Source organism: Bradyrhizobium sp. CCBAU 45384 (assembly GCF_028128665.1).
In the GTDB taxonomy this organism is placed as follows: Bacteria; Pseudomonadota; Alphaproteobacteria; order Rhizobiales; family Xanthobacteraceae; genus Bradyrhizobium; species Bradyrhizobium manausense.
Map to the genome: position 1 here is coordinate 1 of NZ_LBIZ01000096.1, position 24,934 is coordinate 24,934.

The following is a 24,934-nucleotide window of genomic DNA, read 5'->3' on the forward strand; positions in this document are numbered from 1 at the left end:
GACTTCGTGCCTTGGCGCTTTTTGGACGCCGGTCAGTTCGGCGTGCGGAGCCTCTTTGTCGCCGGCGTCCAAAAACCTGCACACAACCCGACATCCGCGCGCATCCTATTCGATCACCTCGTCGGCGCTGGCGAGCAATGCCGGTGGTATGGTGAGGCCGAGTGCCTTCGCGGTTTTGAGGTTGATTGCGAGTATAAGTTTCGTTGGCTGTTGGATAGGAATGTCGGCCGGTGCCACTCCGTTGAGAGCCTGGCCAACATCATCTGCCCAGAGACCGAAATAATAGGGCCAATCTGGCGCATAGGCCAAAAATACCGGCTCATTTTCGACGAGGTCCGTCCACCAAGTAATGGTGGGCAGGCCATATTTCATTGCCAGATGCGGCGAAGCTCGGCATGCTGTTCGGCTCGCTAATCTCGGTTACCTTAGGGCTTGGATGGGACGCCGAATACGCTCAACGACAGCGAAAGCCAACGGATGAAAACCCGGGCAGAGCCAATGAGCCATGACACGCCCTAGTTGGCCACCACGGGTCAATTGATCTGGTCACTAGCCCCGGCATCCTGGTGGCGGGCGGTTTCGCCTGTGCGATCGTAGCGCTCTGGTCCACTAGCTGGGCCGAGCTGAATGATCCCACCCGTAAATTTCCCAAGTGCTCGCAATCGGACGACCAGTTAAATGGGACCAGCTTGGGGGGCGTTATTGAAAACACCGAAGCCAAAGCAATGGGCCGATCGCGAGATCCAGCAATTGATCAAGTTGGCTCGGGCAAGAGTAGGCGCATCGAAGATAGCGGCCGAGCTGGGCCGCCACGCCGGATCAGTGAGGCGAATGGCGCGGACGATGCGAATACTTTTGAAGAAGTAGCCGCTACGACGGTCGCGCTGCACGTTGAGGCTCGGCGAAAAGTTGTCTCGGCAATCAATGCGGGCCTATAGGCCAAACCCGCGCCCAATCTCGCGCGCGAGCCTGAGCGCAGCGTCAGTATGGCGACCATAGAAGCACACCTGATCGAAAGAGAATGTTCTGCCCAATAGCGCAATAGCAATGCCTCAAAACTTGGTTGTGGACCGTGGGTGAGGCGTGTGTCTCTGACTGATTGATCATCCATCATGCTACCTTGCGTTACCCGCTTTCGGGCGAGTTTTCTTTTGCATCGCGGCTCAATGCGACGCGCAAAGGGGACAAGTGCCGTCTGCGACTTCACTGAGCTGCCGTCCAATCTCTTCCCTAAGGACTTTCGGCTCCCAATTCGCACCATCGCTCTTGACGACCTTCTTGGCGCGCTCGAAGGCATGGCTCTCGGCTGCATCATCACCGATGCGGATGGTGACCTCGGAATGGAAAGGACAGAGTGCGACTGCACGAGTGGTCTCTAGTGCATAGCGCACGGTCGCGCTGAGATCGTCGGCGTAATCTTTGGTGAACATGTCGAGCCTCCTGTCGCACTTGCATGGCGGGACCTTGCAAGCCATGGCGACGGGGATAAGCAGTAAGGCGAGGCCCGGTGTGCCTAGGAGCCCGGACCTCATAACCTCAGCAGCCCGACAAGAGGTTGTTCGGCTACGTGAGCAGCCTAGCCAGAGTAAACGAACTCGTTTTGATATTGCGCAAAGTCGCCTCGGACCAGCCGGCCACTCGCGGGGCTGGAGCCGAATTGGCCGGCGGTCCGATGGGCCGGCGCACACGGCAGAACGTACGCCGTGCATCACTAGGCTAACCCCAATCAGGCCCCCCCTCTGTTCACTTGTGAACCAAACTCGTTCTTTGTAATGTTCCTATAAGAGAACATTGGGGCCGCAGATGAAGGACATGCAGGCTCAGCTAGAGAAGCTACAGCGGGGCGCCGCCGAGTGCGCCCTTATCCGCGACCTAGCGACCGATCCGAAGAAGCGTGAGTTATTCACCAGATTGGCTGAGCATCTTACCGTGCTCGCGTCGGAGGTTGAGCGGGCGATCAGTGAGAGCGTCGAAAGCGAAATCACTCCTGATCTGCCGCCAAGATGGTAGCCCTGGCCGCCCGCTTTTGACGGCGCGCCAAGCTCATCTCGCAATCGGGCCCGCGAATGGCTATTTTCCCACATGCGTTCATTTGACTATTGCCTTCGGACCAAGGGCTCAACTGTGCCAGCCGGGCGCGGTGACGACCTCCGCATGCTAACCCTGTCGATGCGAAAGACGAACCTGGAGCGTCGGCTGGCGCGACGCCCCGAGGGCGTCTTCATCAATCCCTTTGAACGTGGCGAGCTTCGGCCTGATCTATTCCGCGCCGCCTGCAACATGGGTCTTGAAGGATTGGTGTCGAAGCGACACCACCGGCCTATCAGGGCGGTCGGAGCAAGTACTGGATCAAGGTGAAAAACCGTCTGCGATGGAACGCGAGCTGTTGAACTAGCCGAAAGCGATGGCTTGCCCTCGCCGTAAGGGGGTCCGCTACTGGAACAGCTTACCTAAAGGTCATCCAGTGAGCTAGGCCGTGACCCTAATGCATGAACATAGTAAGTTGATTGCAAGTCCGAAAGGTAAGCACTCCGATTTCCGCATCCATCGGCATTGAGGCGGTCGATCGGAAATGCGCGATCGTATCGGACGGGCTTGCAAGGGGTTCGTGCCCCCGGTTTGTTGCGAGTGAAGTGAGAAGTAAGCCAAGGAGGAAGGAAATGAAGCATTCAATCGCACCATTTGCTGTTGCTTCTGGCCTTGCTGTCCTAGCAGCAGCACAAATCCTGCCGGCACTGCACGCCGCCGAGATGCAAATGAAGCCTCCGGTCAACGTGGAAGACATCAAGTGGGGTCCCGCTCCACCGACCATCCCGCCCGGCGCGCAGTTCGCCGTCATCGCTGGTGATCCCAGCAAGGAGGGGCTGTTCACGATGCGGCTCAAGATGCCGGCCAACTACAAAGTCCCGGCTCATAACCACCCCACCGACGAGTTCGTGACGGTGATCTCGGGTGACTTCCGAGCAGGTCTCGGCGACAAGCTCGACATGGACAAGGGGCAGTCCCTCAAGGCCGGAGCTTTCGTCGAAATGCCAGCAGGCATGAACCACTATGCCTGGACCACTGAGGAGACCGTGGTACAGATCGCCGGACCCGGGCCGTTCGCTATCAACTATGTCAACCCGGCCGATGACCCGAGCAAACAGGCCGCGAAATAGCGCCTGAACGCGTCAAGCAAAGGCCCCGACGATGTTGCACGTCGGGGCCCTTCAAGATCATGAGGCCGGGTACGTCCGCCGTGCGCTCTGATCGTTGATGTTGTCGATTACTGCATCCGATCTGGTGCAGACTGTGACGAGGCTATGGCATTGGCGTGATCACATTCCGCTCGAAAACGCTCAGCCACCAACTCGCGCTTGCGCCAGTTCTCGCGCCGCCTATGCTCGACCGCCAGCGCCTTCTGCGCCTCGAACTCCCCGATGATCTTGTCGATCTCGGCGCCGTCGAGCGTGCGCTTGATCCTCAGCAGAATGGACAACGCCATCAGGAGATCGCCGTAGGGCATCAACAGATCACGTGCGGCGACATCGCAGTGCTCCAAGAAGCTCTCGATGCCTTCCTCGGTTTTGCAGAACAACAGGGCCAACTTACGCGCCTGCCTGAGATCATCGACCGGCGATTGAGGATCGCCGTCGCCCAGCAGCATTGATTCGGCGGCTTGGCCATCAGCTCAACGCATTGGCTATAAACGCTCGCAAGCACGTGAGCGACCGAGCTGTGATCATCACCGCTAGGGCGGTCGCAAGCTCAGCGTGGTCGTCCTCGGCCGAAATACGTTCACTCATCGACCGGGGGGATGCGAGTTTCGTCCTCTGGATCGCAAATCCAGCCATCGAGACGCGCGACGATTTCGTACGGCTGCCAGCCGGGAGGCGCGGACTTCACGGATCAAGCGGCTGCAAATTCGCCGCGACCACCACCGGGTCCGGTGCCACGTTTGTCGCGGTACTCTCGGCTTTCGGCACCGCTAGCTCCGGGAGCGGCAACGTTGCCGGTGCTGTACGCCCAATCACAGCGTCAGCGTGGGCGCGCAGCATCGTCCAGACCGCGGACCTCCCAGAGCCATGGAACAGCTCGCGTCGTGTACTCGGACAGTCGACGAGCCGCCGCGTCGAACTCCACGCTGGCCTCGATCATCTTACGCACCACAAGCGCGATCTCAGCCGCCGTCTGAGCACGCAGCTTGGTATCCGCGATCTCGGCCTTGGTGCGCTCAAGGGCTTCCAGCCGCTGGTCGACTTCGGTGAGAGCGGCCTTCAGCGTGGAGCTGCGATCCAGTGCGGCGCGCAACGCCGCTTCCGCACGGTCAAGCTCTGCGTCGTCGCCGGTCAGTGCGGCTTGCTTCGCAGCAGCCGCATGACGCGTGATCGCTTGCTCGAACTCGACGATCTGAGCCCGACAGGCGCTCGCGGGTCTTGGTGGCCGCGTCGATGTCGCGCTGCACCGTCTTTTCGGGGTTGGATGGTTTGAATAGTGCCATTGCTTGCGAAGCCTCCTGTTTCAGGAGAAGTCTATGGCAAGCCTTAGGTGCGTCGCACGACAATCTCGTCGGCCCGGGCGAGCAACGTTGTCGGCAGCGTGATACCAAGCGCCTTCGCAGTCTTGATGTTATACATGTCAGGAAAGCTCGGACCGTAGGCCATCAGTCCGCCGTCATTCGCGAATGCTCCGCCTCCCGGACGGAAGGCAAGAGCTGTTGAGAGGCGACAGCAATAAGGCGTTTGCGATTGAAGTTGAAGAAGGCCGACGCCATCGTTGCCAATCCGCCTACATCCTCGGATTTTGCTTGCGCAACCGCTGCCGCAAGCTTCTCGATGTCCGTCGTCTCTATGATCGAGAGCATGCGACAGATCGGGCCAGCCGGCTCGTCGTCGGCGCTGACGTCGCGATCGCGTTGTGGCGGATGACGCCCGGCGAGGGGTGGATTGCGGCGCTCTCAGGCAATCGCGTGGTGCTGCCGATCACGCGGTTTGTCTACGACCGTTTTGCCGACCTGCTGTTTGCTTGGAATAGATGGTGCGGGCGCTGGTGAGCGCCCGGCTGGAGCATGGCGGCTTTGGATTGAGCTGATTGGCCGCGGACTCTGACACCTCTCCCCAGCGGGGAGAGGTCGATTTGCTCCTGGCGATGCGAAGCATCGTCAAGAGCAGATCGGGTGAGGGGGTGCAGCACACGGTGAGACCGAACCCTCACCCGGCGCGCGGGACGATGCTTCGCATCGCCCGGGACGCGCCGACCTCTCCCAAGGGAAAGGTGAACCCACTTGCCGCACCAGTTCGGTCAATCTCATCGAGCCGTGGCTACCTACTTCTTCTTCGCCCCAACCCGCTCGATCCGCTCGATCTCCAGCGCCGGCCGTCCGCTCTTTTCCGCGATCTCGCGGTCCTGCTCCCTGATGAAGTTGCGCGCGGGTTCGTCGCCGTCGAGGCCGCCGAGCAGCTCGCTGGGGACGCGGCGGTTGGAGCGTTGCGAGCCGTCTTCGTAGACGACGTTGAAGAAGGCGAACTCGCCTTTCGGGTTGGTTCCGGGTTTCTTGGCCATGGCGGCTTGTCGTCGATCAGGGCGCCGCAGTCAAATGACTTCGCGCGGGAAGTCGACGTTCTTCGCGACCCGAATACCGGCGGAGCTCATGGATAGGGCTTGTCGTCGGCCAGCAGCGTCCTGATATCTGCGCGCGGCCCATCACCTCAATAAGCGGCGGGCCGATAAGCCCGCCGCTTATCTTGGGGTCCTCAGCGTCGGCCCGGGGCTGGCAGGGCGACAACCTGAGATAGAAAGCTATCGCTTGTGCGCCATGATGGCAAGGCAAATCGTGATGGCGACGATGTCGCAGCCAGCGCATCAGAATGCGGAAGATGTCACAAGCGGGTTCCCGTGATCCCGAGAGCAGATGCTTGGATATTTGAAATAATTCGTTCATCCTGCTGCGCTCTCGCAATGCAGCGAGAACGGGTGCGGTGACCGGGATTAAGCCCAGCGATCATGCTGCGGCGGGATGTGGTGCCCGGGACTCATGCGTCGTCGGGGATGATGGTGGATCGCACGACGCATCGCAGGATCGTTGCGAGGGCAGGCGCCTACGCCCGGAGTCTGCGATGCTGACACCATACTCCTGTTTTGCCCGACGGGTCAAACCGAAATTCGGAAAAAGAGCATCCTGTTGTGGCCCGGCTCCTACTGTGCATGGGGTTGTTTTGCGGTTTCTGTTTCGGCGCAGCTGGTCGCGCGCCCTGCAGGCTCTCACGCCGCCGGCGCGATGTGGTCGTCCGCCTTGGTCTGCTGCATCTGCTGACGCGCCATCATGTCCTGCCAGAGCGTTGCGATGCTGGCCTGCGTCTGCGGCGCGATCAGGCAATGGCCTTCATTGTCGAAGCCGCAGAACCGCGCGGACGGGTCCTTCCTGACCACGGTCAGCGCCTGGTTGATCATTTCGAGGCAGGTCATGACCTGCTCGATCTGTTGCAGCCGGGTGTGGTGCAGGATGTCCATGAGGCGGAACGTCATCACCGCGGGCTGTCCGTAATTGATGCCGGGCCGGCCGAATTCGAACAGCACGTTCACCGCCGGGAAGGTGCCGCGGATGTGGTCGAGCACGCCGGCAACGTCGTCCACACTGCAGGCGACGAGATGGGCGGCTTGAGCCGGGATGGCCGCAGGCGCCCGCGGTGTCAGGCCGAGCGAAGTGATGACCTCCTGCTCGATCCATTGCCGCACCGGCGCAGGTGCATTGCGGATCTGGTCGGTGGTCAGGGTGATTCCGGTCATGGGCTGATCTCCTCGGCAGGCGCTCCGTTTGCTCGAATTTATGAACAGGAGCGTGAGGCACGTTGATGCGGATCAAACCTGCTGCTTTGACCGTGCCCGCGTTCCCGGGCATGATCGCCTTCTGTTTCGCGCCACGCCATGAGGAATCTTTCGAATGTTGAGACCGCTTCTCGCCGCCGCCGTCATGGTTTGTCTCGCCGGCGGGTCGGCGAAGGCCGCGCGCTGCGGCGGCGACTTCAACAGCTTCATCGCCAGCATGGCTGCGGAAGCGCAAGGAGCCGGCGTCTCGGCCGCCGTGACCAGTGCGGCATTCGGCGGCATCACCCAGGATGGCGCCGTGCTCGCCTTCGACCGGCGCCAGCGCTACACCTTCAACAAGAGCTTCGAGCAGTATGTCTCGACCCGCGTCGGCCCCGGCCGCATCAATGGCGGACGCGCGCTCTTGCAGCGCCATGCCGCGCTGCTCTCGCGCATCGAGCAGCAGTTCGGCGTGCCCAGGCAGATCCTGGTTGCGATCTGGGGGCTGGAGAGCGATTTCGGCAAGGGCGACATGGGCAAGCTGCCTGTGATCCGCACGCTGGCGACGCTCGCGCATGATTGCCGCCGCACCGAGCTGTTCCAGGGCGAGCTGCTCGCTGCGCTCAAGATCGTGCAACGGGGCGACCTGCCCTTGCGCGACCTCATCGGCGCCTATGCCGGCGAGATCGGCCAGACCCAGTTCCTGCCGTCGTCCTACATCAAATACGGCGTCGATTTCGACGGCGACGGCCATGTCGACCTCCGCCACAGCGTCGCCGACGTGCTGGCCTCGACCGCGAACCTGTTGCACTCGAACGGCTTCAAGATGGGCCAGCCCTATGGCGAGGGCTCGGCCAATTTCGAGGCCATGCGCGAGTGGAACAGGGCGGTGGTCTACCGCAAGACGATCGGGTATTTTGCCGACCGGCTGGTGGGGCAGTAGCCCCATACGCGCGCTCGTAGCTCTCGTAGGGTGGGCAAAGGCGCAAAGCGCCGTGCCCACCATTCCCATCCGTCGCCGGAAAGTCGTGGGCACGCTTCGCTTTGCCCACCCTGCGGCAGCGGAGAATGAGGCGATGCCATCGCGTCCCTGACCTACTTCCCCAGCTTCTCCAGCCGCCGCTGTAACGGCGCCCAATACGTGCCCGGGCGAAAGCGCTGCAGGATGTCCATGAACCTCGCATCGTTGCCGATCAGGATGCGCGGCTCATTGCGTTCGATGCCCCTGATGATGCGCAGCGCCGCGTCTTTCGGCGTCGTCTTTGCCGCACGCTCGAACCGGTCGATCGCCTCGGCGCGGCGCGCATTGTCGGTGACGCCGACCCCGGTGCGCGAGGAGCGCGCGATGGAGGTGGCGACGCCGCCGGGATGCACCACCGAGAGCCGCACCGGGCTGCGAGCGACCGCGAGCTCATGCCGCACGCTCTCGGAAAAGCCGCGTACCGCGAACTTGGCCGCCGCATAGGCTGATTGCCCCGGCGGCGCGATGATGCCGAAGATCGAGGAGATGTTGACGACATGCGCCTCCGCTTGCGTTTTCAGATGCGGCAGGAAGGCGCGGGTGCCGTGCACCACGCCCCAGAAATTGATGTCGAACAGCCAGTCCATCTGCGCCTGGTCGATCTCCTCGAATGTCCCCATCAGCGCCACGCCGGCATTGTTGATGACGATGTTGAGCGCGGGATGCGTAGCGATGGCCTCGGCTGCGAATTGCGCGATGTCATCGGGCTCGCTGACATCGACGCGATGCACGCTGATCTTGCGCTGTGCGCCGATCTCGGCGGCCAGCGATTTCAGCCCGGCCTCGTCGCGATCGGCGATCGCGAGGTCGCAGCCGCGGTGAGCGAATTCGATGGCGAGCGCGCGGCCGATGCCGCTGGCCGCCCCCGTGATAGCCGCCGCGCCGCGAATCGTTGTCATGATGGCCCCCCGTCAAGCCCCGCATGCGGGAACAAGGATTTACATTTTTTCAGTTTGGAACCGAACCGTTGTCCCGCTCCATCTTTAACATGCGTTACTTGAACGGAGGCAAGCATTGGGAGCCGCCGATGGGACAATCAGAACCATTTCGTGCCACCGCCCTCGTCGTTGAAGACGACCTCATGCAGCGGGAGATGCTCTGCCTCCTGCTTGAGGAGAGCGGCTACCAGGTCATCCAGTGCGAAAGCGCGGAGGCCGCCGAGCGTGTGCTGGACAAGAACGCCGGCGCGCTCTGCCTGATGCTGACCGACGTGCAGCTGGCCGGTCGCATGAACGGCGTCGAGCTGGCGCATGTCGCCAAGGACCGCAATCCGAAGCTCGACGTCGTCGTCACCTCCGGCCGCCCCCTGGTGCAGGCGTTGCCCGCCGGTGCAAAATTCTGGGCCAAGCCCTGGGCGCCGCTGGACGTGTTGCGCGAAGCCGAGCTCGCCCAGCTGAACTGAGGCGCGCCCGGCGCGGCAGCGCTGACCGTGTCGTGACTTCCCGGCAAGCGGGAGGGGTGGTAGGGACGAGGCATGTCCTGGTCCTTCCTGCTCACCTCGCTCATCGTCGTCGCTTCGCCCGGCACCGGCGTGCTCTACACCCTGGCTGCGGCACTGACGCGCGGCTCGCGCGCCAGTGTGGCGGCGGCGTTCGGCTGCACGCTCGGGATCGTGCCGCACATGTGTGCTGCGATGCTCGGGCTTGCCGCCGTGCTCCATACCAGCGCGCTCGCCTTTGCCGCACTGAAATGGTGCGGCGTAGCCTATCTGCTCTACATGTCCTGGCAGGCGCTGCGGGAGACGGGGGCGCTTGCGGTCGACGGCGAGATCAAGGAGCGCTCGGGCGGCCGGGTCATCGTCACCGGCTTCCTGATCAACATCCTCAACCCCAAGCTCTCGATCTTCTTCCTCGCCTTCCTGCCGCAGTTCATCGCGGTGGACGAAGCGCATGTGCTGGCGCGGATGCTGGAATTGAGCGGCGCGTTCATGGCGATGACCTTTGTGGTGTTCGTCATCTACGGCCTCTGCGCCGCCTCCGTGCGCGAGCGCGTCATCTCCCGTCCCGGCGTGATGGCCTGGTTGCGCCGCTCCTTTGCGGCGGGCTTCGCCTTGCTGGGTGCCAAGCTGGCCTTCGCCGAGCGGTAGTCAATAAAAAAGCGGGCCTCGCGCCCGCCGTCTTCAAACTCTCTTAGCCTTGTCGCCTGTAGCTTTGCCGACGCCCGGGCGGAGCATGCTCCACCCGGGCAAAGAACATCCGCGCTACTTCTTCTTCGCGGCCTTCTTGGCCTTTTTCTTCGTCGCCTTCTTCGCCTTCTTCGCTTTCTTAGCCATAGGATCCTCTTAAGGGTTAATGGTGAAACGCGACACGAGGATCGCTCGGCGGAGGGCCAGCCTCGCAACATCCTCGTTGACGAACTCAGCAGATTCGCGCGTCTATGCCCCGCGCTGTCACATCTGCGTCATCACGTTATCCACAGCTCAGATGCGTTTTCAGGTGATTTTGGCCCGCGAATCCGCTTCGCGGTCGGCGTCGACGCGATCGCGCCTCGACCCCGGCGACGTGCCTAACGATCGATAACCGAGACGCTGCGTTCATGAATCCAAAACCAAGGGCGCGCTTTCGACAATCGCAGTGAGGTTCCGTTAAGTGCAACCAGCGCATGATCCTCCGCAAGAACGCGGGGGCGGGTCATGGACGAACTTCTGCTGGAGACAGGGGGCGGCACGCTGCGCGTATCGCGGCCGCCGTGCTGAACGTACCGACGCTCTGGATGGTCTTCGTCGTCAACTTCTCGGCGCTCGGTCTGATCTGGGCCTATGTGACGCGCTCTTATCCGAAATTCGAAGCTGCACGGTTCTGGATGGCGTCGGCTTTCGTCGGCGCAGCCGGCGCGAGCACGGCATTGACCGGCCTGTTCGTCAATTCCGTGGTGCCGCTGCTGTTCGGGGCTGCCGGCATCATTGCCGCGAGCTGTTTTGCGGCTGCGGGCATTCAGCGTTTCTACGATCGGCCGGCGTCCTGGCGCCTTATGACCGCGACCGCGATCGCAAGTCTCGCCGGTGTCATGTTCTTTAAGTTCGGCTTCGACCAGATGCAGCTGCGAATGCTCTGCTACACCATCGGCCAGGGCTGGCCGCTGGTGTTGTCGTTGCGCCTGCTGCTGTCGCCGCCGGAGGGCCGCGCCAGCCCCGGCGCGCGGCTTGCCGGCATCGTCATCCTCACCATGATCGCGGTGTTCGTGGCCCGTACGGTCGGCAACGCGCTTGGCGGCGATTTCTCGGCAGTCGCGCGCGGTCAGAACCATGCCGTCATGGTGCTGGTGCTGCTCTTCCTGTCGATGACGCTCAATTTCGGCTTCCTGCTGATGGCGATGGATCGCCTCCGCAACGAGGTCGCCGACCTTGCGCTGCTCGACGATCTCACCGGCGTCGCCAATCGCCGCCATCTGTTGCAGCGCCTGTCCGAGGAATGCGCCCGTTCGGAGCGCAGCGGTGAGCCGTTCTCGCTGCTGGTGATCGATCTCGACGGCTTCAAGTCCATCAACGACACCTATGGCCACGCCGCGGGCGACGCCTGCCTCCGGCACTTCACCCTGATGGCGCAGACGCGCCTCCGGCCCGGCGACATGCTCGCCCGGACCGGCGGCGACGAGTTCTGCGTCGTGCTGCCGTCCTCGTCGTTGCGCGAGGGTGCGCTGATCGCCCGCCGCATCCTCGAGGTCTGCCGCCAGGACGCCGCCGGTTGCTCGGGCAACGACATACCGATCGCGATCTCGATCGGCGTTGCGGAATGGGATCGCGGCGTCGGCCAGTTCCCGGACAGGCTGATCGCCCACGCCGACCATGCCCTCTATGCCGCCAAGAAGAACGGCAAGAACGATTTTGCGATCTACGATCAGGCCCCGCCGCTCTCGCCCGAGCCGGTCGAACCCGCGCGCAAATTCGCGTAAATCTGCTACGCTGGGGTCCGTTGTTGGATCCTGTGATGATATCTCGCCTCCTTGCGGCGGTTCTCGCCACCCTCCTGATCGTCCCTGCCGCTGCCATGGATGCCGAGCTCGCAAAGCTCGCGCGCAGCAGCGGCACGCCCGATATTCCCGGGCTGAAGATCGTCTGGCTGGCGCCGTGGGGCGATGTCGCGAACGCCCATCCCTGGCGCAACATCATCGTGCACCAGACCGAAGGTCCATCAGGCTCGGCACGTGGCGGCGCGCAGGAGCAGTTCAAGAATCCCACCCGGCGTGGCGTGATGGTCTGGGTCGAGACCGACGGCACGGTCTATTGGTCGGTCGCGGACAATCTGGTGCCGACCCATACCGACGGCGCCAACCGCAACGACAACAAATACATCAACAACAGCACGACCTATCATCAGGTCGTGCGCGACAATTCGATCGGCGTCGAGTTCGCCGGCAACTATCCCGATGTCGCGATCGGTCCGACCGAAGCGCAGGTCGCGGCCTGGAAGATCCTGGTCCAGGTCCTGCGCGCGCGCTACGGCATCCCGCTCGATCACGTCTATGCCCACAACTGGATCGACTTCAAGGACGCCCGCTATTGCGAAGGCTGCTGGCTCGCGACGCTGGCAAGGATTTGGGGGGAGTAGCGCTGTCATTCTGCGGCGCGACGAAGTCGCGAACTATGATGCGCAATAGCGCATCTGAGAATCCATTGATCCACTAACTCCGTCGCCTGATGGATTCCAGGCTCGCGCTGCGCGCGCCCCGGAATGACATTCACACCGGCTGTGCCATCCAGCCGAACAGGCGCCGGATCAATCCCGGCTGCTCAGGCAATTCCGGCGGGCCGTCCGCGGCCAGCACGCGTTTGAGGAAGTAATCCAGGAACACCATGTCGTTAGGCTCGGTGACGGTGAATTCCTCCTCGCCGAAATAGACGCTGTAATTGAAGAAGAACGGGCGCATCAACGGAATCGTCGCGGTCGAGGCATAGTCCTTGGAGATCACGAACTCTGCCGGATCGAAGCCGTGGTCGCGCATGGCCTGCTCGACCAGCGGCAGCTTGCGCATGAACTGGGCGGAGAAGCCGCCGACGGTGGATTGCAGGATGATCGACACAATGCGTGTCCGTTCTCTGGATAGGGTCCGACAATCTTTGGTCGGTCGAGCCGTCACCTGCGTTCAACAGCCTCGCCGGCACAACGGGCGACCATACTGCGGCTCACACAACAAAAAGCCGGCGTTACCGCCGGCTTTTCGTCAATCTCGATCCGCCAATTCCTGGCGCAGGAAATGCCGCGCTTAGTGCGCGGCTTCCAGCGCGGCCTGCTCCTGCCTTGCGATCGTGCCCTTGACCGCGGACTGCACCTTCTCGAAGGCGCGGACCTCGATCTGGCGGACGCGCTCGCGCGACACGCCGAACTCGGCGGCAAGGTCTTCCAGCGTCATCGGCTCATCGGCGAGGCGGCGGGCCTCGAAGATGCGGCGTTCGCGCGGGTTGAGCACGCCCATGGCGCCATTCAGCGCGTCACGGCGATGGTCATATTCCTCGTGCTCCGCCATCATGGCTTCCTGGTTGGGCGTATTGTCGACCAGCCAGTCCTGCCATTCGCCGGCTTCGCCGTCGTCCCGGATCGGCGCGTTGAGCGACGCGTCGCCACCGAGGCGGCGGTTCATGTCGATCACGTCCTGATCGGTGACGCCGAGGCGCTTGGCAATGACCTTCACCTGGTCGGGGCGGAGATCGCCCTCGTCCAGCGCGTTGATCTTGCTCTTCGCCTTGCGCAGGTTGAAGAACAGCTTCTTCTGGTTCGCGGTGGTGCCCATCTTCACGAGCGACCAGGAACGCAGGATGTACTCTTGAATCGACGCCTTGATCCACCACATCGCGTAGGTGGCGAGACGGAAGCCCTTTTCGGGCTCGAAGCGCTTGACCGCCTGCATCAGGCCGACATTGCCTTCCGAGACGACCTCGGAGATCGGCAAGCCGTAGCCGCGATAGCCCATGGCGATCTTGGCGACGAGCCGGAGATGGCTGGTGACGAGTTGATGTGCCGCGTCGCGATCGTCATGCTCGCGCCAACGCTTGGCGAGCATGTATTCCTGCTGGGGCTCCAGCATCGGGAACTTGCGGATCTCGGCGAGGTAGCGAGAGAGGCCGGATTCTCCATTGAGGACCGGCAAAGCAGCGGTACGGGCCATTATGAAGCCCTCCAAAGGTTCAGGCCCCCGATAGCGGCGGGCCAGGCAGACGACCGCTTGGTTAAAGCCGGTCGTACCTGCGATGTTCCACGTTGGTCACTTCCAACGCAGGCGCAATATACCCCATCGGGGGTCAAAAAGGGAAGGATTGCTGACGTCACGTCCCCGTGTGGCAGCTATAACTTTTTGTAATGTAACGCTTTTCTTAAAGCCCCTGCGTCATAGCGCCGCTTTCAGAGCGCTTTCAAGGAGAAGCAAATCCTCTGGTAGAGCTGCCTCCCAGTGAAGAAGTTCTCCGGTTCTGGGGTGCTCTAGTACCAGCAGATAGGCATGCAGAGCCTGCCGCCCAAGCGCCGTCAAAGCGGCTTGCGACTCGGGTCCGAGCTGGTTGGCCTTGGTCTTGAAATGCGGGCCATAGACCGCGTCCCCCATCAGGGGGTGACCGATATGGGCGAGGTGGACGCGGATCTGGTGGGTGCGTCCGGTCTCGAGCTCGCAGGCCAGCAGCGCTGCGACCGGCTTGCCGTCGCGGCCGTTAAAACTCTCCAGCAACTCCCAATGCGTCACCGCCTCGCGGCCGCCGTGGCGCACCGCCATCTTTTCCCGGGCATGCGGATGGCGGTCGATCGGCGCATCGACGGTGCCGCGATGCCGGCCCGGCAGCCCCCAGGCGAACGCCATGTAGCCGCGCCGCATCGCACCCGTCCGGCCGTGATCGGCGAATTGGGCGGTGAGCGAGGCGTGTGCGAGGTCGTTCTTGGCAACCACCATCAATCCCGTCGTGTCCTTGTCCAGTCGGTGCACGATGCCGGGCCGGCGCACTCCGCCAATGCCCGACAGCGAGCTGCCGCAATGGGCGATGAGGGCGTTCACCAAGGTGCCGGTCTCGTGCCCGGCAGCGGGATGCACAACCAGGCCTTTGGGCTTGTTGATAACGACGAGGTCGTCGTCCTCGAACACGATATCCAGAGCGATATCCTCGCCCTTGGGCTCGGGCGGGGCTGCCTCCGGCACGTCGATTCTGATCGTATCGCCTGAGGCGACGTGATAAGCGGGGTCGCGGATCTCGGCGTCCTTGAGGCTCACCGCGCCCGCCAGAATCAGGGCTTTCAGCCTTGATCGCGACAGCTCCGGCAGGCGCGCCGCCAGCACGCGGTCGAGCCGGGCCGAGCCCTCGTCGCCTTCGACCACGACTTCCAATCTCTGCGCTGAACCCAGGCTTTCCATGACGACGTCTGATACCGTTGTTCCCGAACCGACCCCCGAGCAGGCCGCGCTGTTCGCGCGGGTGCGACGGATGATGCTGATCGCGGGGTTGACCACGGCGCTGGCCGTCTGCGCCGTCCTGATCGCGGTGGGCTACCGCCTTTTCAAGTCGGAGGGAAGGGCGCCCGAGCCCACGGGCGACGTCATCGCGACCCTGCCGAAAGGCGCCAAAATCGTCTCCACGGGCGTTGCCGGCGACCGCCTCGTGGTGACCCTGGATATCGGCGGCGTCACCGAGATCCGCACCTTCGATGCTCACACGCTCAAGCCGGCCGGAAAGCTGAAATTTGCCAACGAGCCGTGAGGGCGGCCCGGATAGGCGCCCCAACCCCCGCTATCGTCCTGGCGAAGGCCAGGACCCATAGCCACCGAATTCGGTTGCGTGAACGAGATCGGCACTCCGATGTGCCTTAACCACGACCATTCGGAGTAATGGGTCGTGACTTTCGCCGGGACGAGGCTGCGGAGACGTTCGAAACCCGTCAATCCCACCTTGCCGTCGGCAAAATTCGCGGCTATGTCCTCTCCCTCACGCTCCCTTCGTCTAGCGGTTAGGACGCGGCCCTCTCAAGGCTGAAACAGGGGTTCGATTCCCCTAGGGAGCGCCAGTTTCAAGGCCGCGCCTCACGCGTGGCTCAGCCGGACCGAAGCCACTGCTCGGCGGTCAGGGCCTTCAGCTGCTCGAAATATCTGACATTCGGATCCTCGCCGGCTCCTGTTCCGGGCTTCGCGCCACGCTCTTCGAACTTGCGGACCAGGTCGTTCATGTGTCCGGCAAGGACAGAGCCGACCGCATGAATGGTCTCGTGGCGATCGAGCCCCTCGTCCATCAGTCGTTCCACCGTGCTTCGCACCGGCAGTTCGGGATCGGCAATCTGGCTCTCGACCACGGCATGGAGGGTCGCGTGCAGTTCTGGCCGCGGAAGGCGGATTCCGGCGCGGCGATGGTAATCCGTCACGAGATCGATCCGTTCTTCCTCACCAATGCAAGCCATTGCTCGGGGGGCCGGAGAACGCGAGTGATCGCATCCAGCCCTGCGCGATGGGCCAATGCGTAGCCGTTCACCATGGCCCAGAGCTCGCCAACGTCTGGCGCGACGCGCGCGCGAAGCGCGGCACCGAGATCAGCCAAGGCGTCGATCTGGCGATCTTTCGTTTGGCCCAATCGACCGGCGACCTTCGCGAAGTAATTTCAGTCTCTCAAACCAATTCAAACCAGAAGTCTCCGCAATGCAAAGCAGCGCATTGGTAGATCGTCGTCACAACCGTCGTGCCGGATGTGCCTGCCAACGATTATGCGATGGCCTGCATCATCAACCAGAGATTAACATGATGCACTATGGCGAGATCGGCTGTGGAAGCCGTGAGCTGTCTAACGACAAATTCCCGATTGGATCGCGCATTCCGCAACAGCCGAAGACTTCGTTCGGGTCCCGCCGCCGCAACCGGCGAGATTGGCCAGCTTATGGGTCTTGATGTGGGGGCGAACGGCCAGACCTGCCCGGTCGAATGACCTTGTGCGCGTGCGATGTTCCGCAGCACGACGCGAAATCGATCACCTACCGCCGAGGTCCAGCTTCCAAGTGCTCCAAAAGCAGTTGACAAAGATCAGGGCATGTCCACTGATAAGGTAGTCCGCTGTAGCGTTTGTATGTCTACTATAATGGACACAGGGGTAGAGCATGGCAATGAATCCGAAGGCAGTGGTGCTGGGGCTCATGGCGACCGCGTCCGTCGCCCTTCTTCCGAACGGCGCGATGGCGGCCAAGCTCGACGACGTGCTGGCACGCGGCAAGCTCGTGGTGGGCACCGGCTCGACCAACCCGCCTTGGCACTTCAAGGACGCGTCCGACACGCTTCAGGGCTTCGATGTCGACATGGCCAAGATCATCGCCAAGGCACTGTTCGGCGACGCGAAGAAGGTCGAGTTCGTCAACCAGTCGTCTGACGCGCGCATCCCCAACATCACCACCGGCAAGGTCGATATAACCTGCCAATTCATGACCGTGACCGGCGAGCGCGCCCAGCAGGTCAACTTCACGATCCCGTATTACCGTGAGGGCGTTGGCCTGATGCTGAAGGAAGGCGGCCAGTACGCCGACTACGCCGCACTGAAGGCGGCCGGCTCGTCCGCGACCATCGCCGTTCTCCAGAACGTCTATGCCAAGGAACTCGTCCACAAGGCGCTTCCCAAGGCGAGCGTCGACCAATACGAGTCCCAGGACCTGCTCTACCAGGCGCTTCAGTCGGGCCGCGCGGATGCCGCCGCCACCGACCAGTCGTCCATCGCTTGGTACGTCACACAGAACCCCGGCCAGTACAAGGACGCCGGTTACGGTTGGAGCCCGCAGACCTATGCCTGCGCCGTTGCCAAAGGCGATCAGGACTGGCTCAACTTCGTCAACACTGCCCTGCACGAAGCGATGACGGGCGTCGAGTTCGACACCTACGCCGCCTCCTTCAAGAAGTGGTTCGGCAAGGATCTGCCGCCCCCGGCGATCGGCTTCCCGGTCGAGTTCAAGTAACCGGCTGAGCCGGCGGTCCAGGCTCCGCGCCCGCACCGCTCCACGCCCAAGCGAGTGATCCCGATGGGATACACCCTGAACTTCGACGCCGTCTGGCGCAACTTCGACAACCTGCTCTGGGGTCTGGGCCTCAGCCTCACCCTGGCCTTTGTGGCGATCGGGATCGGCTGCGCCCTCGGCCTGATTCTCGCCTTCGGGCGGATCAGCCGATCCCGGCTCCTGTCGGTGCCCTCGGGTGCCTACGTCACACTGTTCCGCAACCTGCCCCTTCTCGTTATCGTCCTGTTCTCCTTCTTCGCGTTGCCGCAGCTTGGGCTGCGTCTGTCGAAGGCGAACTCGTTCGTGCTGGCGCTGGCCCTGTATTCGGCGGCCTATCTGGCCGAGGTGTTCCGCGGCGGCCTTCTGGGCCTGCCCAAAGGCCTGCGCGAGGCGGGCCTCGCCATCGGCCTGACGGAAGGGCAGATCCGCCGGCGGCTCGTCCTGCCCGTGATGTTCCGAGCCGTCCTGCCGGCGCTGGGGAGCACCTTCATCGGCCTGTTCAAGGACACTTCGCTCGCCGCCGCGATCGCGGTGCCCGAGCTGACCTTCGAGGCGCGCAAGATCAACGTCGAGACCTTCCGCGTGATTGAGACGTGGATCGTGGCGAGCGGGCTCTACATCGCGACCTGCGCGATCCTTGCCGCCCTTCTGCGCCGCCTCGAAGCGCGACTCGCCGTTTCGAGGTAAGGCCCCGTGACCCCACCTCTCTCTTTCTTCGAGATCGTCTGGCTCGCGCGCTGGCCGTTGCTCTACGGCCTCGGCACCACGGTCGCGATCTCCGCCCTCGCCATTCTGGGCGGCACGGTGCTCGGCACCGGCCTCGGCCTCGCTCTAACCTACGGCAACCGCGCCATGCGGGGAATCGCCCGCGTCTACACCGACGTGATCCGCGGCACGCCGGTCCTCGTCCTGGTGCTGGCGAGCTTCTACATTCTCGGCACTGTCGGCCTCGATCTGTCCGCCTTCCAAGCTGGCGTCCTTGCGCTCACCCTGTTTTGCGCTTCGCATGTCGGCGAGATCACACGCGGGGCGCTGCAAACCCTGCACAAAGGACAAACGGAGGCCGCCAAGGCGATCGGCCTGACGTTCGGGCAAACCTTTCGCTACGTACTCGGTCCCCAAGCGCTGCGTCTGGCTCTCCCGCCGCTCATCAACACAGCGGCTGAGATGGTGAAGGCCTCGACGCTTCTCTCGGTCATCGGTGTTGCCGAGCTTCTCCTGCGCACGCAGGAGGTCATCAGCCGCGCCTTCCACAGCCTCGAATTCTATCTCCTCGCCGGCCTCCTATACTTCCTCGTCAACTTCGCCATCGAGCGCCTCGGCCGGTACGTCGAGCGCCGCGTGAGCCTCGCGTGAAAGGCGCTTTAATGACCGCGAACCTTCTGGAAATCCGGGACCTACGAAAAAGCTACGGTCCGGTCGAGGTGCTCAAGGGCGTCGACTGCGACGTGCGGGCGGGCGAGGTGATCTCGATCATCGGCTCGTCGGGCTCCGGCAAGACCACGATTCTGCGCTGTGTCAACATGCTGGAGGAGTTCGAGGGCGGCACGATCCGCATTGACGGCGAGGAGATCGGCTATTCCACCGCCGGCGGCCAGCGCAAGCGCAAGGCCGAGAAGGAGATCGCCCGCCAGCGCGCGCTCACCGGCATGGCCTTCCAGCAGTTCAACCTGTTCCCGCACATGACGGCGCTGGAGAACGTCACGCTCGGCCTGACGCTCGTGCGCAGGATGGGCCGCGAGGAGGCGCGCGCCCTCGGCGAAACTTGGCTCGACCGCGTCGGTCTCCTCCAGCGCAAGGACTACTACCCCGCCAAGCTCTCCGGCGGCCAGCAGCAGCGGGTGGCCATCGCGCGCGCCATAGCCATGAGCCCGCGCCTGATGCTGTTCGATGAGGTGACCTCGGCGCTCGACCCCGAACTCGTGGCGGAGGTCCTGCAGGTGGTGCGCTCGCTCGCCGACGATGGCATGACCATGCTTCTGGTCACCCACGAGATGCGTTTCGCCTACGAGGTATCGAGCCGCGTCATCTTCATGAACGGCGGACGCATCGGCGAGGAGGGGAACCCGCGCGAGATGTTCGCCGCCCCGAAGACCGAGCGCCTTGCCGCATTTCTCCAATCTTCCCGCTTCAACTGACAAGACAGGATACATACAGCACGACCCGCAAGCGCCATGGAGCCGGCGAGAGCGGCGAACGGAAAATCATCTCGCAAGGTCGAGGGGCACCTAATCGTGGGAGCGGCAGCGCTGGCAGCGCACTCGGCCTGTTCGACCTAGTTATTGGTCGGTGTTCATAAAGATGATTGGATTCATTTCAACAACGAGTTCGGTTCTGCTCTGAAGGCGCACCATTCGCACCCATCGCAGTGTTAAGATCCCCGTTCGTCCGCGCCGGTTTCCGACGAGCTCTGGTTGATTTCACACCCGCCGGTCATTGACTTGCCACACCGAATCCCGAGGCGCAGATTGCGCTTCGCGGTTTCCGTCAATGCTTCGGGGGGAATGGTACTTGGACAAGGGCGAAAATGATCGCAATGGTCGCTACGCCATTAAGCCCGTCGCCGCGAAGGCGGATTTGCAGGCCATCGGATCGCCGCTCGCAGCTGACTTGCTCGGCTCCCGCACTGCAGAGATATTCGACAGTTGCGCAGCGGTATCGGTTTCCGCCTGCTGGCGGCCGTTCTGCTGTTCAGCTCGCTCGTCACGCTGACGCTGACTGCGCTTCAACTTTATCTCGACCATGATCATGAGGTCGGCGTCATCGAGACGCGTCTCGACGAGATCGGCCCGAGCTACCTTGCGAGCCTCAGCGACAGCCTTTGGGCGCTCGACCAGAACCAGCTCAAGCTTGCAGCTCAATGGCATTCGGCGCCTGCCCGGTATCCGCGCGGTCGAGATTCGCGAAGTCATCGATGGTCCGAATCCGATTCACATCTCCGTCGGCAACCGCAGTGCGCGCGCCAGCATCGCCCGCGAATATCCGCTCGACTACATCGTTCGCGGCACCAAGCGTCCGATCGGGATCCTTTCTGTCGAAGCGACACTCACCGAGGTCTACCGCCATCTGCACAAGACCCAAGCCGACTCGCGCCGCGCCTCGCTGCCGTTCTGAAACAGATGAAGGCGGAGGGCCTGCTGGAACGATACAGGCAGGAAGCGCGCGAGAAGTGATGGTGGTGTCATTTGCGCCCAAGAGTAGCGGCCTGACACCCCTGGCTGCGGCGGCCGGACCTCCGGTCCGGGCATGATGCATCGGCTTCCGTGGAGGTGGTGGCTGGCTTGGAAATCTGTCTCTATAGACATGATCTCGCCTCCGAAGCTGCTGCCGGGCCTTTGGGGGCTTTGGAAATGGCTTGGCGGAGTGGCGATATGAGCGGTTTGGTGATCTCGGGCGGCCGGGTGGTGGATCCTGCGAGCGGAATGGATGCCATCGGCGACGTGGCCGTGGTCGACGGCAAGATCGCCGCGGTCGGCGCCTCGCTCGGCGGCGCCGAGCGGGTGATCGATGCGACCGGCCTCGTGGTCGCGCCCGGCTTCATCGATCTGCACGCCCATGGCCAGTCGATTCCCGCCGACCGCATGCAGGCGTTCGACGGCGTCACGACGACGCTGGATCTCGAGGCCGGCGTGCTGCCGGTCGGCTCCTGGTACGAGCGTCAGGCGCGGAAGGGTCGCGTGCTGAACTACGGCGCGGCCACCAACTGGGCCTTTGCGCGCATCGGCGCGATGACCGGCTCCAATGCGGAGAGCTCGCTGGAGGCGTTCGGCAATGCCATGCGCGACCGACGCTGGATGGATAACGTGGCGAGCGATGCCGAGGTGACGGGTATCCTCGATCGACTTGCGCGCGGCCTCAACGAAGGCGGTATCGGCATCGGCATCCTGAACGCCTACGCCCCGGGCGCCGGCGTGCAGGAGCTGACCGCGGTGTGCCAGCTCGCCGCCGAGCAGAACGTGCCGACCTTCACCCATGTCGCCTACATGTCGCGCATCGACCCTGAAAGTGCGGCAGAAGCCTATATCCGCCTGATCGGCTATGCCGGCGCCACCGGCGCGCACATGCACATCTGCCATTTCAATTCGTCGAGCAAGACCGACGTCGAACGCTGCCGCGTGCTGATCGAGAAGGCGCAGGCGCAAGGCCTGCCCATCACGGTCGAGGCCTATCCTTACGGCACCGGCTCGACGGTACTGGCCGCGGCCTTCTTCAGCGATCCCGAGTTCGTCGAGCGCAACGGCACCGGCTATGATTCCGTGCAGCGCGTGACCGACGGCTACCGCTTCCACGACCGCGAGGAGCTCTTGAAGGCGCAGGCGGAGGAGCCGTCCTCGCTGGTGCTCTGGCACATCCTCGACACCGAGCACAATGCGCATCATCGCGATCTGCTCGACATGTCGGTGCTCTATCCCGGCGGCGCGATCGCCTCCGACGCGATGCCGTGGACGACGTCGGACGGCAAGACCTACACCGGCGACGCCTGGCCGCTGCCTGACGATGCCACCTCGCATCCGCGCTCGGCCGGCTGCTTCACGAAATTCATCCGCGAATGGGTGCGCGAGCGCAAGACCGTGTCGCTGCTCGAAGGCGTGCGCAAATGCGCGCTGATCCCCGCCGAGATCCTGTCGCAGAGCACGCCCGCGATGCGCGCCAAGGGCCGGCTCGCCAGGGACGCCGACGCCGACATCGTCGTGTTCGACTACGAGAAGCTGTCGGACCGTGCGACTTTCACCGCGATGAATCGTCCGGCGGAAGGCGTGCGGCATCTCGTCGTCAGCGGTCAGCCGTTGATCACTGACGGCGTGCTGGATGTGGCGGCACGGCCCGGAAAGCCCATCCGCCGTCCCGTCATTGCGAGCTGATCCATGCCGGTCCCCATTCTGCTGGTGACGGGCTTTCTGGGGGCGGGCAAGACCACGGTCGTCAATCGTCTGCTGGCTCACGCGGAGGGACGGCGCATCGCCGCCGTCGTCAACGATTTCGGCGCGATCAATATCGATGCGGAGTTGATCGCAGGCGCAAGCGATGGCGTCGTCAGTCTCGCCAATGGCTGCATCTGCTGCTCGCTCGAAGGTGATCTGCTCCGCACACTCTCCACCTTGCTGCGGCGTGATCCCAGGCCGGAATACATCGTCATCGAGACCAGCGGCGTCGCCGATCCCGCCGACATCGTGCGCAATTTGATGGATCCGGTGATCCTGCGCGAGGCGCCGCTGGAAACGGTGCTGTGTGTGATCGACGCGGCAACGCTGGCGGCGGCGCTGGACGATGCGCTGCAGCGCTCGCAGCTGCGCGTCGCCGATATCGTGGCGTTGAGCAAGCTGGATCTGGCCGGCGAAGGCGCAGGCGCGCGGATGCGCGAGGCGATCCGCGCCCAACGCGTGCCCGCCGTCGTGGTCGATGCCAGGCACGGCGAGATTCCATCCGCCTTGCTGTTTCCCGCCAGCGATCGCGCGCCCGCGCCGCGCGAGCCGGGGCCGAAACGTCCGGCCGAAGAACGCTTCGAGACGCTGAGCTGGACCTCTGACCATCAGCTCTCGCTGCCGCGCCTGCAGCAGGTGATCGGCAAGCTGGCACCGAAACTGGCGCGCGCCAAAGGCCTGTTCGAAACCGTCGAGCAGCCCGGCCGCCAGATGGTGTTCCAGTTCGCCGGCGGCCGCGCAACGCTTGCGCCGGGTGACGCGCCCGCACCAGGCATGCCCCGCGCGCGCATCGTCTTCATCGCCGAGCTCGGCGTGCTCTCCAAGGCCGAGCTCGACGCGCTGATGGAGGGGTGCATTGCTTCGCCTTGAGGTGAGGCGATAAAATCACTTCTCCAGTGTGAGCCGCCGCCTGTCTTGCCCCGTGATTGAGGCCATCATGTCCCTGAAGAACTCATCCGTCCCCACCGATGCAGACTCACGCCGTGCTGCCAAGCCGGCCATCGTCTATCCGGCGGGGTCGATGCCCGGGCCTGACATGACCACGCTCGAATCGGCGCGGCAGACGATGGTCAAGACGCACGAGCTCATCGTGCCGCCGCGCGATGCGCGCGCCTTTCGCGTGGCGCGCGGCCAGTTTGTCCGCATCGTCAGCATCGAAGGCCCGCAGGTCGGCGACCTCAATCTCTGGAACGAAGCTGATCTCTCCGAGCGCTTCTTCAGCGGCAAGACGCGGGCGCTTCACGGTACGCATGTCGGCCTCGGTAACAGGCTCTGGAGCACGATGCCTTATCTGCGGCCGATGGCGACCATCAGTCACGATACGCTGGGCTGGTATGGTTTCGACGCCGACGGCGCCGGCATCCATGATGTGATCGGCACGCGCTGCGATCCCTACACCAATCTCCTGCTGAATGGCACGAGTTACGATTTCTGCTGCCACTCCAACCTGTCGCGCGCGCTCGCCGCCGAATTGAAGCTCGATCCCGCCGCGGTGGAGCATCATGTCCACGATGTGCTGAACGTCTTCATGTGCACCGGCTTCACAAAGGACACGCACCAATATTTCATGAAGGCAAGTCCGGTCCGTCCCGGCGACTTCATCGAGTTGTTTGCCGAGATCGACCTGCTCGGCGCGTTGTCGGCCTGTCCCGGCGGGGACTGCAGCGCAACCCATTCCAGCGATGCCGCAGCCTGTCATCCGCTCAAGATCGAAATCTTCGAGCCGGATCGCTCGACATTGAAAGGCTGGTCCTGGCCGGCGCCGAGCGCGTATCACCGTCACCACGGCGCGCCTGCGGGAAGCTGAGCCTTAGTGCTCGACCGGCAATCCATCTCCGTGCACATACCATTCCGCACGCGAGGCCAGTGGAGATGTGGTGACAGGTCCTCAGCGGTCACGCAAACTGAGCAACGCCGTGTCCGACCGACCAGTTCTCCGCGGGGGCATCGAGCACGTTGATGAACACGTCCTCGGGGCGGATGCCGGGGTTGTCGCCGAGCAGCTCGGCGATCCGGCGGTACAGCGCCTTCTTCTGCTGAGGGGTGCGCGAGGCGAACACGGTGATCTGGATCAGCACGGCGTCGTCGCTGCGGTTGACGCCGTAGGCGTTGCCGCAGCGGAAGTTTACCGGTGATAGCTCGCTGATGGTCATGAACTCGTCGCCCTCAGGCACGTTCAGCGCTTCGTGCATGGCGCGATAGAGACCGTCGAGGATTGCCTGCCGGTAGGCGTCGGGCTTTCCGGCCCGCATCGAGATGTGAAGCAGAGGCATCGG

At 63.3% G+C, this 24,934-nt stretch carries 30 protein-coding genes and 1 tRNA gene; 18 read left to right on the forward strand and 13 right to left on the reverse strand.

Going from position 1 to position 24,934, the window contains the following annotated elements; genetic code table 11:
- Positions 1–105: 105 nt before the first annotated feature.
- Both XH80_RS09425 and XH80_RS09430 read right to left on the reverse strand, forming a co-directional pair.
- The gene (locus XH80_RS09425) at positions 106–372 is read right to left on the reverse strand and encodes an ABC transporter substrate binding protein (RefSeq protein WP_271598359.1); all 267 of its coding nucleotides are present in this window, start codon (positions 370–372) and stop codon (positions 106–108) included.
- A gap of 791 nt (positions 373–1,163) precedes the next feature.
- Positions 1,164–1,430: a hypothetical protein gene (locus tag XH80_RS09430; RefSeq protein WP_271598360.1), complete on the reverse strand. Its 267-nt coding sequence runs from the start codon at positions 1,428–1,430 to the stop codon at positions 1,164–1,166.
- A 373-nt stretch (positions 1,431–1,803) separates the two neighbouring features.
- Here XH80_RS09430 and XH80_RS09435 point away from each other — a divergent pair, with 373 nt between their 5' ends.
- The gene (locus XH80_RS09435; protein WP_271598361.1) at positions 1,804–2,010 is read left to right on the forward strand and encodes a hypothetical protein; all 207 of its coding nucleotides are present in this window, start codon (positions 1,804–1,806) and stop codon (positions 2,008–2,010) included.
- A 650-nt stretch (positions 2,011–2,660) separates the two neighbouring features.
- Complete coding sequence (locus tag XH80_RS09440) at positions 2,661–3,158, forward strand: cupin domain-containing protein (protein ID WP_271598362.1); 498 nt, start codon at positions 2,661–2,663, stop codon at positions 3,156–3,158.
- Positions 3,159–3,265: 107 nt separating this feature from the next.
- Here the strand turns inward: XH80_RS09440 and XH80_RS09445 are convergent, their stop codons facing one another.
- Together XH80_RS09445 and XH80_RS09450 are read right to left on the reverse strand one after the other, a co-directional pair.
- The gene (locus XH80_RS09445; RefSeq protein ID WP_271598363.1) at positions 3,266–3,646 is read right to left on the reverse strand and encodes a hypothetical protein; all 381 of its coding nucleotides are present in this window, start codon (positions 3,644–3,646) and stop codon (positions 3,266–3,268) included.
- 371 nt (positions 3,647–4,017) lie between these two features.
- A complete protein-coding gene (locus tag XH80_RS09450; protein ID WP_271598364.1) occupies positions 4,018–4,290 on the reverse strand; it encodes a hypothetical protein in 273 nt (90 codons plus the stop codon).
- A 406-nt stretch (positions 4,291–4,696) separates the two neighbouring features.
- Here XH80_RS09450 and XH80_RS09455 point away from each other — a divergent pair, with 406 nt between their 5' ends.
- Positions 4,697–5,032 (forward strand): DCC1-like thiol-disulfide oxidoreductase family protein, encoded by a 336-nt coding sequence (locus XH80_RS09455; RefSeq protein ID WP_271598365.1) that lies wholly within the window; start codon positions 4,697–4,699, stop codon positions 5,030–5,032.
- Positions 5,033–5,304: 272 nt separating this feature from the next.
- Here XH80_RS09455 and XH80_RS09460 read toward each other — a convergent pair whose 3' ends face one another.
- Both XH80_RS09460 and XH80_RS09465 read right to left on the reverse strand, forming a co-directional pair.
- Positions 5,305–5,541 (reverse strand): hypothetical protein, encoded by a 237-nt coding sequence (locus XH80_RS09460; RefSeq protein WP_057747080.1) that lies wholly within the window; start codon positions 5,539–5,541, stop codon positions 5,305–5,307.
- A 699-nt stretch (positions 5,542–6,240) separates the two neighbouring features.
- Positions 6,241–6,765 (reverse strand): hypothetical protein, encoded by a 525-nt coding sequence (locus XH80_RS09465; RefSeq protein ID WP_271598366.1) that lies wholly within the window; start codon positions 6,763–6,765, stop codon positions 6,241–6,243.
- Between the two features lie 154 nt (positions 6,766–6,919).
- Between XH80_RS09465 and XH80_RS09470 the strand changes: the two genes are divergently transcribed.
- Positions 6,920–7,726, forward strand: a complete 807-nt coding sequence (locus tag XH80_RS09470; protein WP_271598367.1) for a lytic murein transglycosylase — start codon at positions 6,920–6,922, stop codon at positions 7,724–7,726.
- A 152-nt stretch (positions 7,727–7,878) separates the two neighbouring features.
- Here the strand turns inward: XH80_RS09470 and XH80_RS09475 are convergent, their stop codons facing one another.
- Positions 7,879–8,703, reverse strand: a complete 825-nt coding sequence (locus XH80_RS09475) for an SDR family NAD(P)-dependent oxidoreductase (protein ID WP_271598368.1) — start codon at positions 8,701–8,703, stop codon at positions 7,879–7,881.
- A 128-nt stretch (positions 8,704–8,831) separates the two neighbouring features.
- Between XH80_RS09475 and XH80_RS09480 the strand changes: the two genes are divergently transcribed.
- The 4 genes from XH80_RS09480 to XH80_RS09495 all read left to right on the forward strand — a co-directional run bounded on the left by XH80_RS09480 (position 8,832) and on the right by XH80_RS09495 (position 12,351).
- Positions 8,832–9,206, forward strand: coding sequence for a response regulator (locus XH80_RS09480; RefSeq protein ID WP_057747088.1), 375 nt, complete (start codon positions 8,832–8,834; stop codon positions 9,204–9,206).
- A 72-nt stretch (positions 9,207–9,278) separates the two neighbouring features.
- The gene (locus XH80_RS09485) at positions 9,279–9,890 is read left to right on the forward strand and encodes a LysE family translocator (RefSeq protein ID WP_220004634.1); all 612 of its coding nucleotides are present in this window, start codon (positions 9,279–9,281) and stop codon (positions 9,888–9,890) included.
- A gap of 602 nt (positions 9,891–10,492) precedes the next feature.
- Complete coding sequence (locus tag XH80_RS09490) at positions 10,493–11,695, forward strand: GGDEF domain-containing protein (RefSeq protein ID WP_271598369.1); 1,203 nt, start codon at positions 10,493–10,495, stop codon at positions 11,693–11,695.
- A 35-nt stretch (positions 11,696–11,730) separates the two neighbouring features.
- On the forward strand, positions 11,731–12,351 hold the full coding sequence (locus XH80_RS09495) for a peptidoglycan recognition protein family protein (protein WP_271598370.1): 621 nt from the start codon (positions 11,731–11,733) through the stop codon (positions 12,349–12,351).
- Between the two features lie 130 nt (positions 12,352–12,481).
- Here XH80_RS09495 and XH80_RS09500 read toward each other — a convergent pair whose 3' ends face one another.
- From XH80_RS09500 to XH80_RS09510, 3 genes are all read right to left on the reverse strand, one after another.
- Positions 12,482–12,823: a hypothetical protein gene (locus tag XH80_RS09500; protein WP_271598371.1), complete on the reverse strand. Its 342-nt coding sequence runs from the start codon at positions 12,821–12,823 to the stop codon at positions 12,482–12,484.
- A gap of 183 nt (positions 12,824–13,006) precedes the next feature.
- Positions 13,007–13,906: an RNA polymerase sigma factor RpoH gene (gene rpoH, locus XH80_RS09505; RefSeq protein ID WP_057747064.1), complete on the reverse strand. Its 900-nt coding sequence runs from the start codon at positions 13,904–13,906 to the stop codon at positions 13,007–13,009.
- Positions 13,907–14,125: 219 nt separating this feature from the next.
- Positions 14,126–15,133 (reverse strand): RluA family pseudouridine synthase, encoded by a 1,008-nt coding sequence (locus XH80_RS09510; RefSeq protein ID WP_271598372.1) that lies wholly within the window; start codon positions 15,131–15,133, stop codon positions 14,126–14,128.
- Here XH80_RS09510 and XH80_RS09515 point away from each other — a divergent pair.
- Both XH80_RS09515 and XH80_RS09520 read left to right on the forward strand, forming a co-directional pair.
- Positions 15,132–15,476 (forward strand): hypothetical protein, encoded by a 345-nt coding sequence (locus XH80_RS09515; RefSeq protein ID WP_271598373.1) that lies wholly within the window; start codon positions 15,132–15,134, stop codon positions 15,474–15,476. The genes XH80_RS09510 and XH80_RS09515 overlap by 2 nt on opposite strands.
- 229 nt (positions 15,477–15,705) lie before the next feature.
- A tRNA-Glu gene (locus XH80_RS09520) sits at positions 15,706–15,780 on the forward strand.
- A 27-nt stretch (positions 15,781–15,807) separates the two neighbouring features.
- Here the strand turns inward: XH80_RS09520 and XH80_RS09525 are convergent.
- Positions 15,808–16,131 carry a hypothetical protein gene (locus XH80_RS09525; RefSeq protein ID WP_271598374.1) on the reverse strand — a complete coding sequence of 108 codons (324 nt, stop codon included), beginning with the start codon at positions 16,129–16,131 and terminating at the stop codon, positions 15,808–15,810.
- A gap of 759 nt (positions 16,132–16,890) precedes the next feature.
- Between XH80_RS09525 and XH80_RS09530 the strand changes: the two genes are divergently transcribed.
- From XH80_RS09530 to XH80_RS09545, 4 genes are all read left to right on the forward strand, one after another.
- Positions 16,891–17,697 carry a transporter substrate-binding domain-containing protein gene (locus XH80_RS09530; protein WP_409363907.1) on the forward strand — a complete coding sequence of 269 codons (807 nt, stop codon included), beginning with the start codon at positions 16,891–16,893 and terminating at the stop codon, positions 17,695–17,697.
- A gap of 63 nt (positions 17,698–17,760) precedes the next feature.
- A complete protein-coding gene (locus XH80_RS09535) occupies positions 17,761–18,423 on the forward strand; it encodes an amino acid ABC transporter permease (RefSeq protein ID WP_220004642.1) in 663 nt (220 codons plus the stop codon).
- 6 nt (positions 18,424–18,429) lie between these two features.
- Positions 18,430–19,092 carry an amino acid ABC transporter permease gene (locus XH80_RS09540; RefSeq protein WP_057747009.1) on the forward strand — a complete coding sequence of 221 codons (663 nt, stop codon included), beginning with the start codon at positions 18,430–18,432 and terminating at the stop codon, positions 19,090–19,092.
- An 11-nt stretch (positions 19,093–19,103) separates the two neighbouring features.
- On the forward strand, positions 19,104–19,874 hold the full coding sequence (locus XH80_RS09545) for an amino acid ABC transporter ATP-binding protein (RefSeq protein ID WP_057747007.1): 771 nt from the start codon (positions 19,104–19,106) through the stop codon (positions 19,872–19,874).
- A 405-nt stretch (positions 19,875–20,279) separates the two neighbouring features.
- Here the strand turns inward: XH80_RS09545 and XH80_RS43720 are convergent, their stop codons facing one another.
- Positions 20,280–20,486, reverse strand: coding sequence for a hypothetical protein (locus tag XH80_RS43720; protein WP_333968683.1), 207 nt, complete (start codon positions 20,484–20,486; stop codon positions 20,280–20,282).
- Between the two features lie 100 nt (positions 20,487–20,586).
- Between XH80_RS43720 and XH80_RS43725 the strand changes: the two genes are divergently transcribed.
- The 4 genes from XH80_RS43725 (at position 20,587) to XH80_RS09565 (ending at position 24,465) form a co-directional block, all read left to right on the forward strand.
- A complete protein-coding gene (locus XH80_RS43725; RefSeq protein WP_333968684.1) occupies positions 20,587–20,850 on the forward strand; it encodes a hypothetical protein in 264 nt (87 codons plus the stop codon).
- A 257-nt stretch (positions 20,851–21,107) separates the two neighbouring features.
- On the forward strand, positions 21,108–22,598 hold the full coding sequence (locus XH80_RS09555; RefSeq protein WP_442869132.1) for an amidohydrolase family protein: 1,491 nt from the start codon (positions 21,108–21,110) through the stop codon (positions 22,596–22,598).
- A 3-nt stretch (positions 22,599–22,601) separates the two neighbouring features.
- A complete protein-coding gene (locus XH80_RS09560; protein WP_271598377.1) occupies positions 22,602–23,528 on the forward strand; it encodes a CobW family GTP-binding protein in 927 nt (308 codons plus the stop codon).
- A gap of 67 nt (positions 23,529–23,595) precedes the next feature.
- Positions 23,596–24,465 carry an urea carboxylase-associated family protein gene (locus XH80_RS09565; RefSeq protein ID WP_271598378.1) on the forward strand — a complete coding sequence of 290 codons (870 nt, stop codon included), beginning with the start codon at positions 23,596–23,598 and terminating at the stop codon, positions 24,463–24,465.
- An 88-nt stretch (positions 24,466–24,553) separates the two neighbouring features.
- Here XH80_RS09565 and XH80_RS09570 read toward each other — a convergent pair whose 3' ends face one another.
- Entirely contained in the window at positions 24,554–24,931 is a 378-nt protein-coding gene (locus XH80_RS09570; RefSeq protein WP_271598379.1) for a tautomerase family protein, read from the reverse strand.
- Positions 24,932–24,934 lie beyond the last annotated feature (3 nt).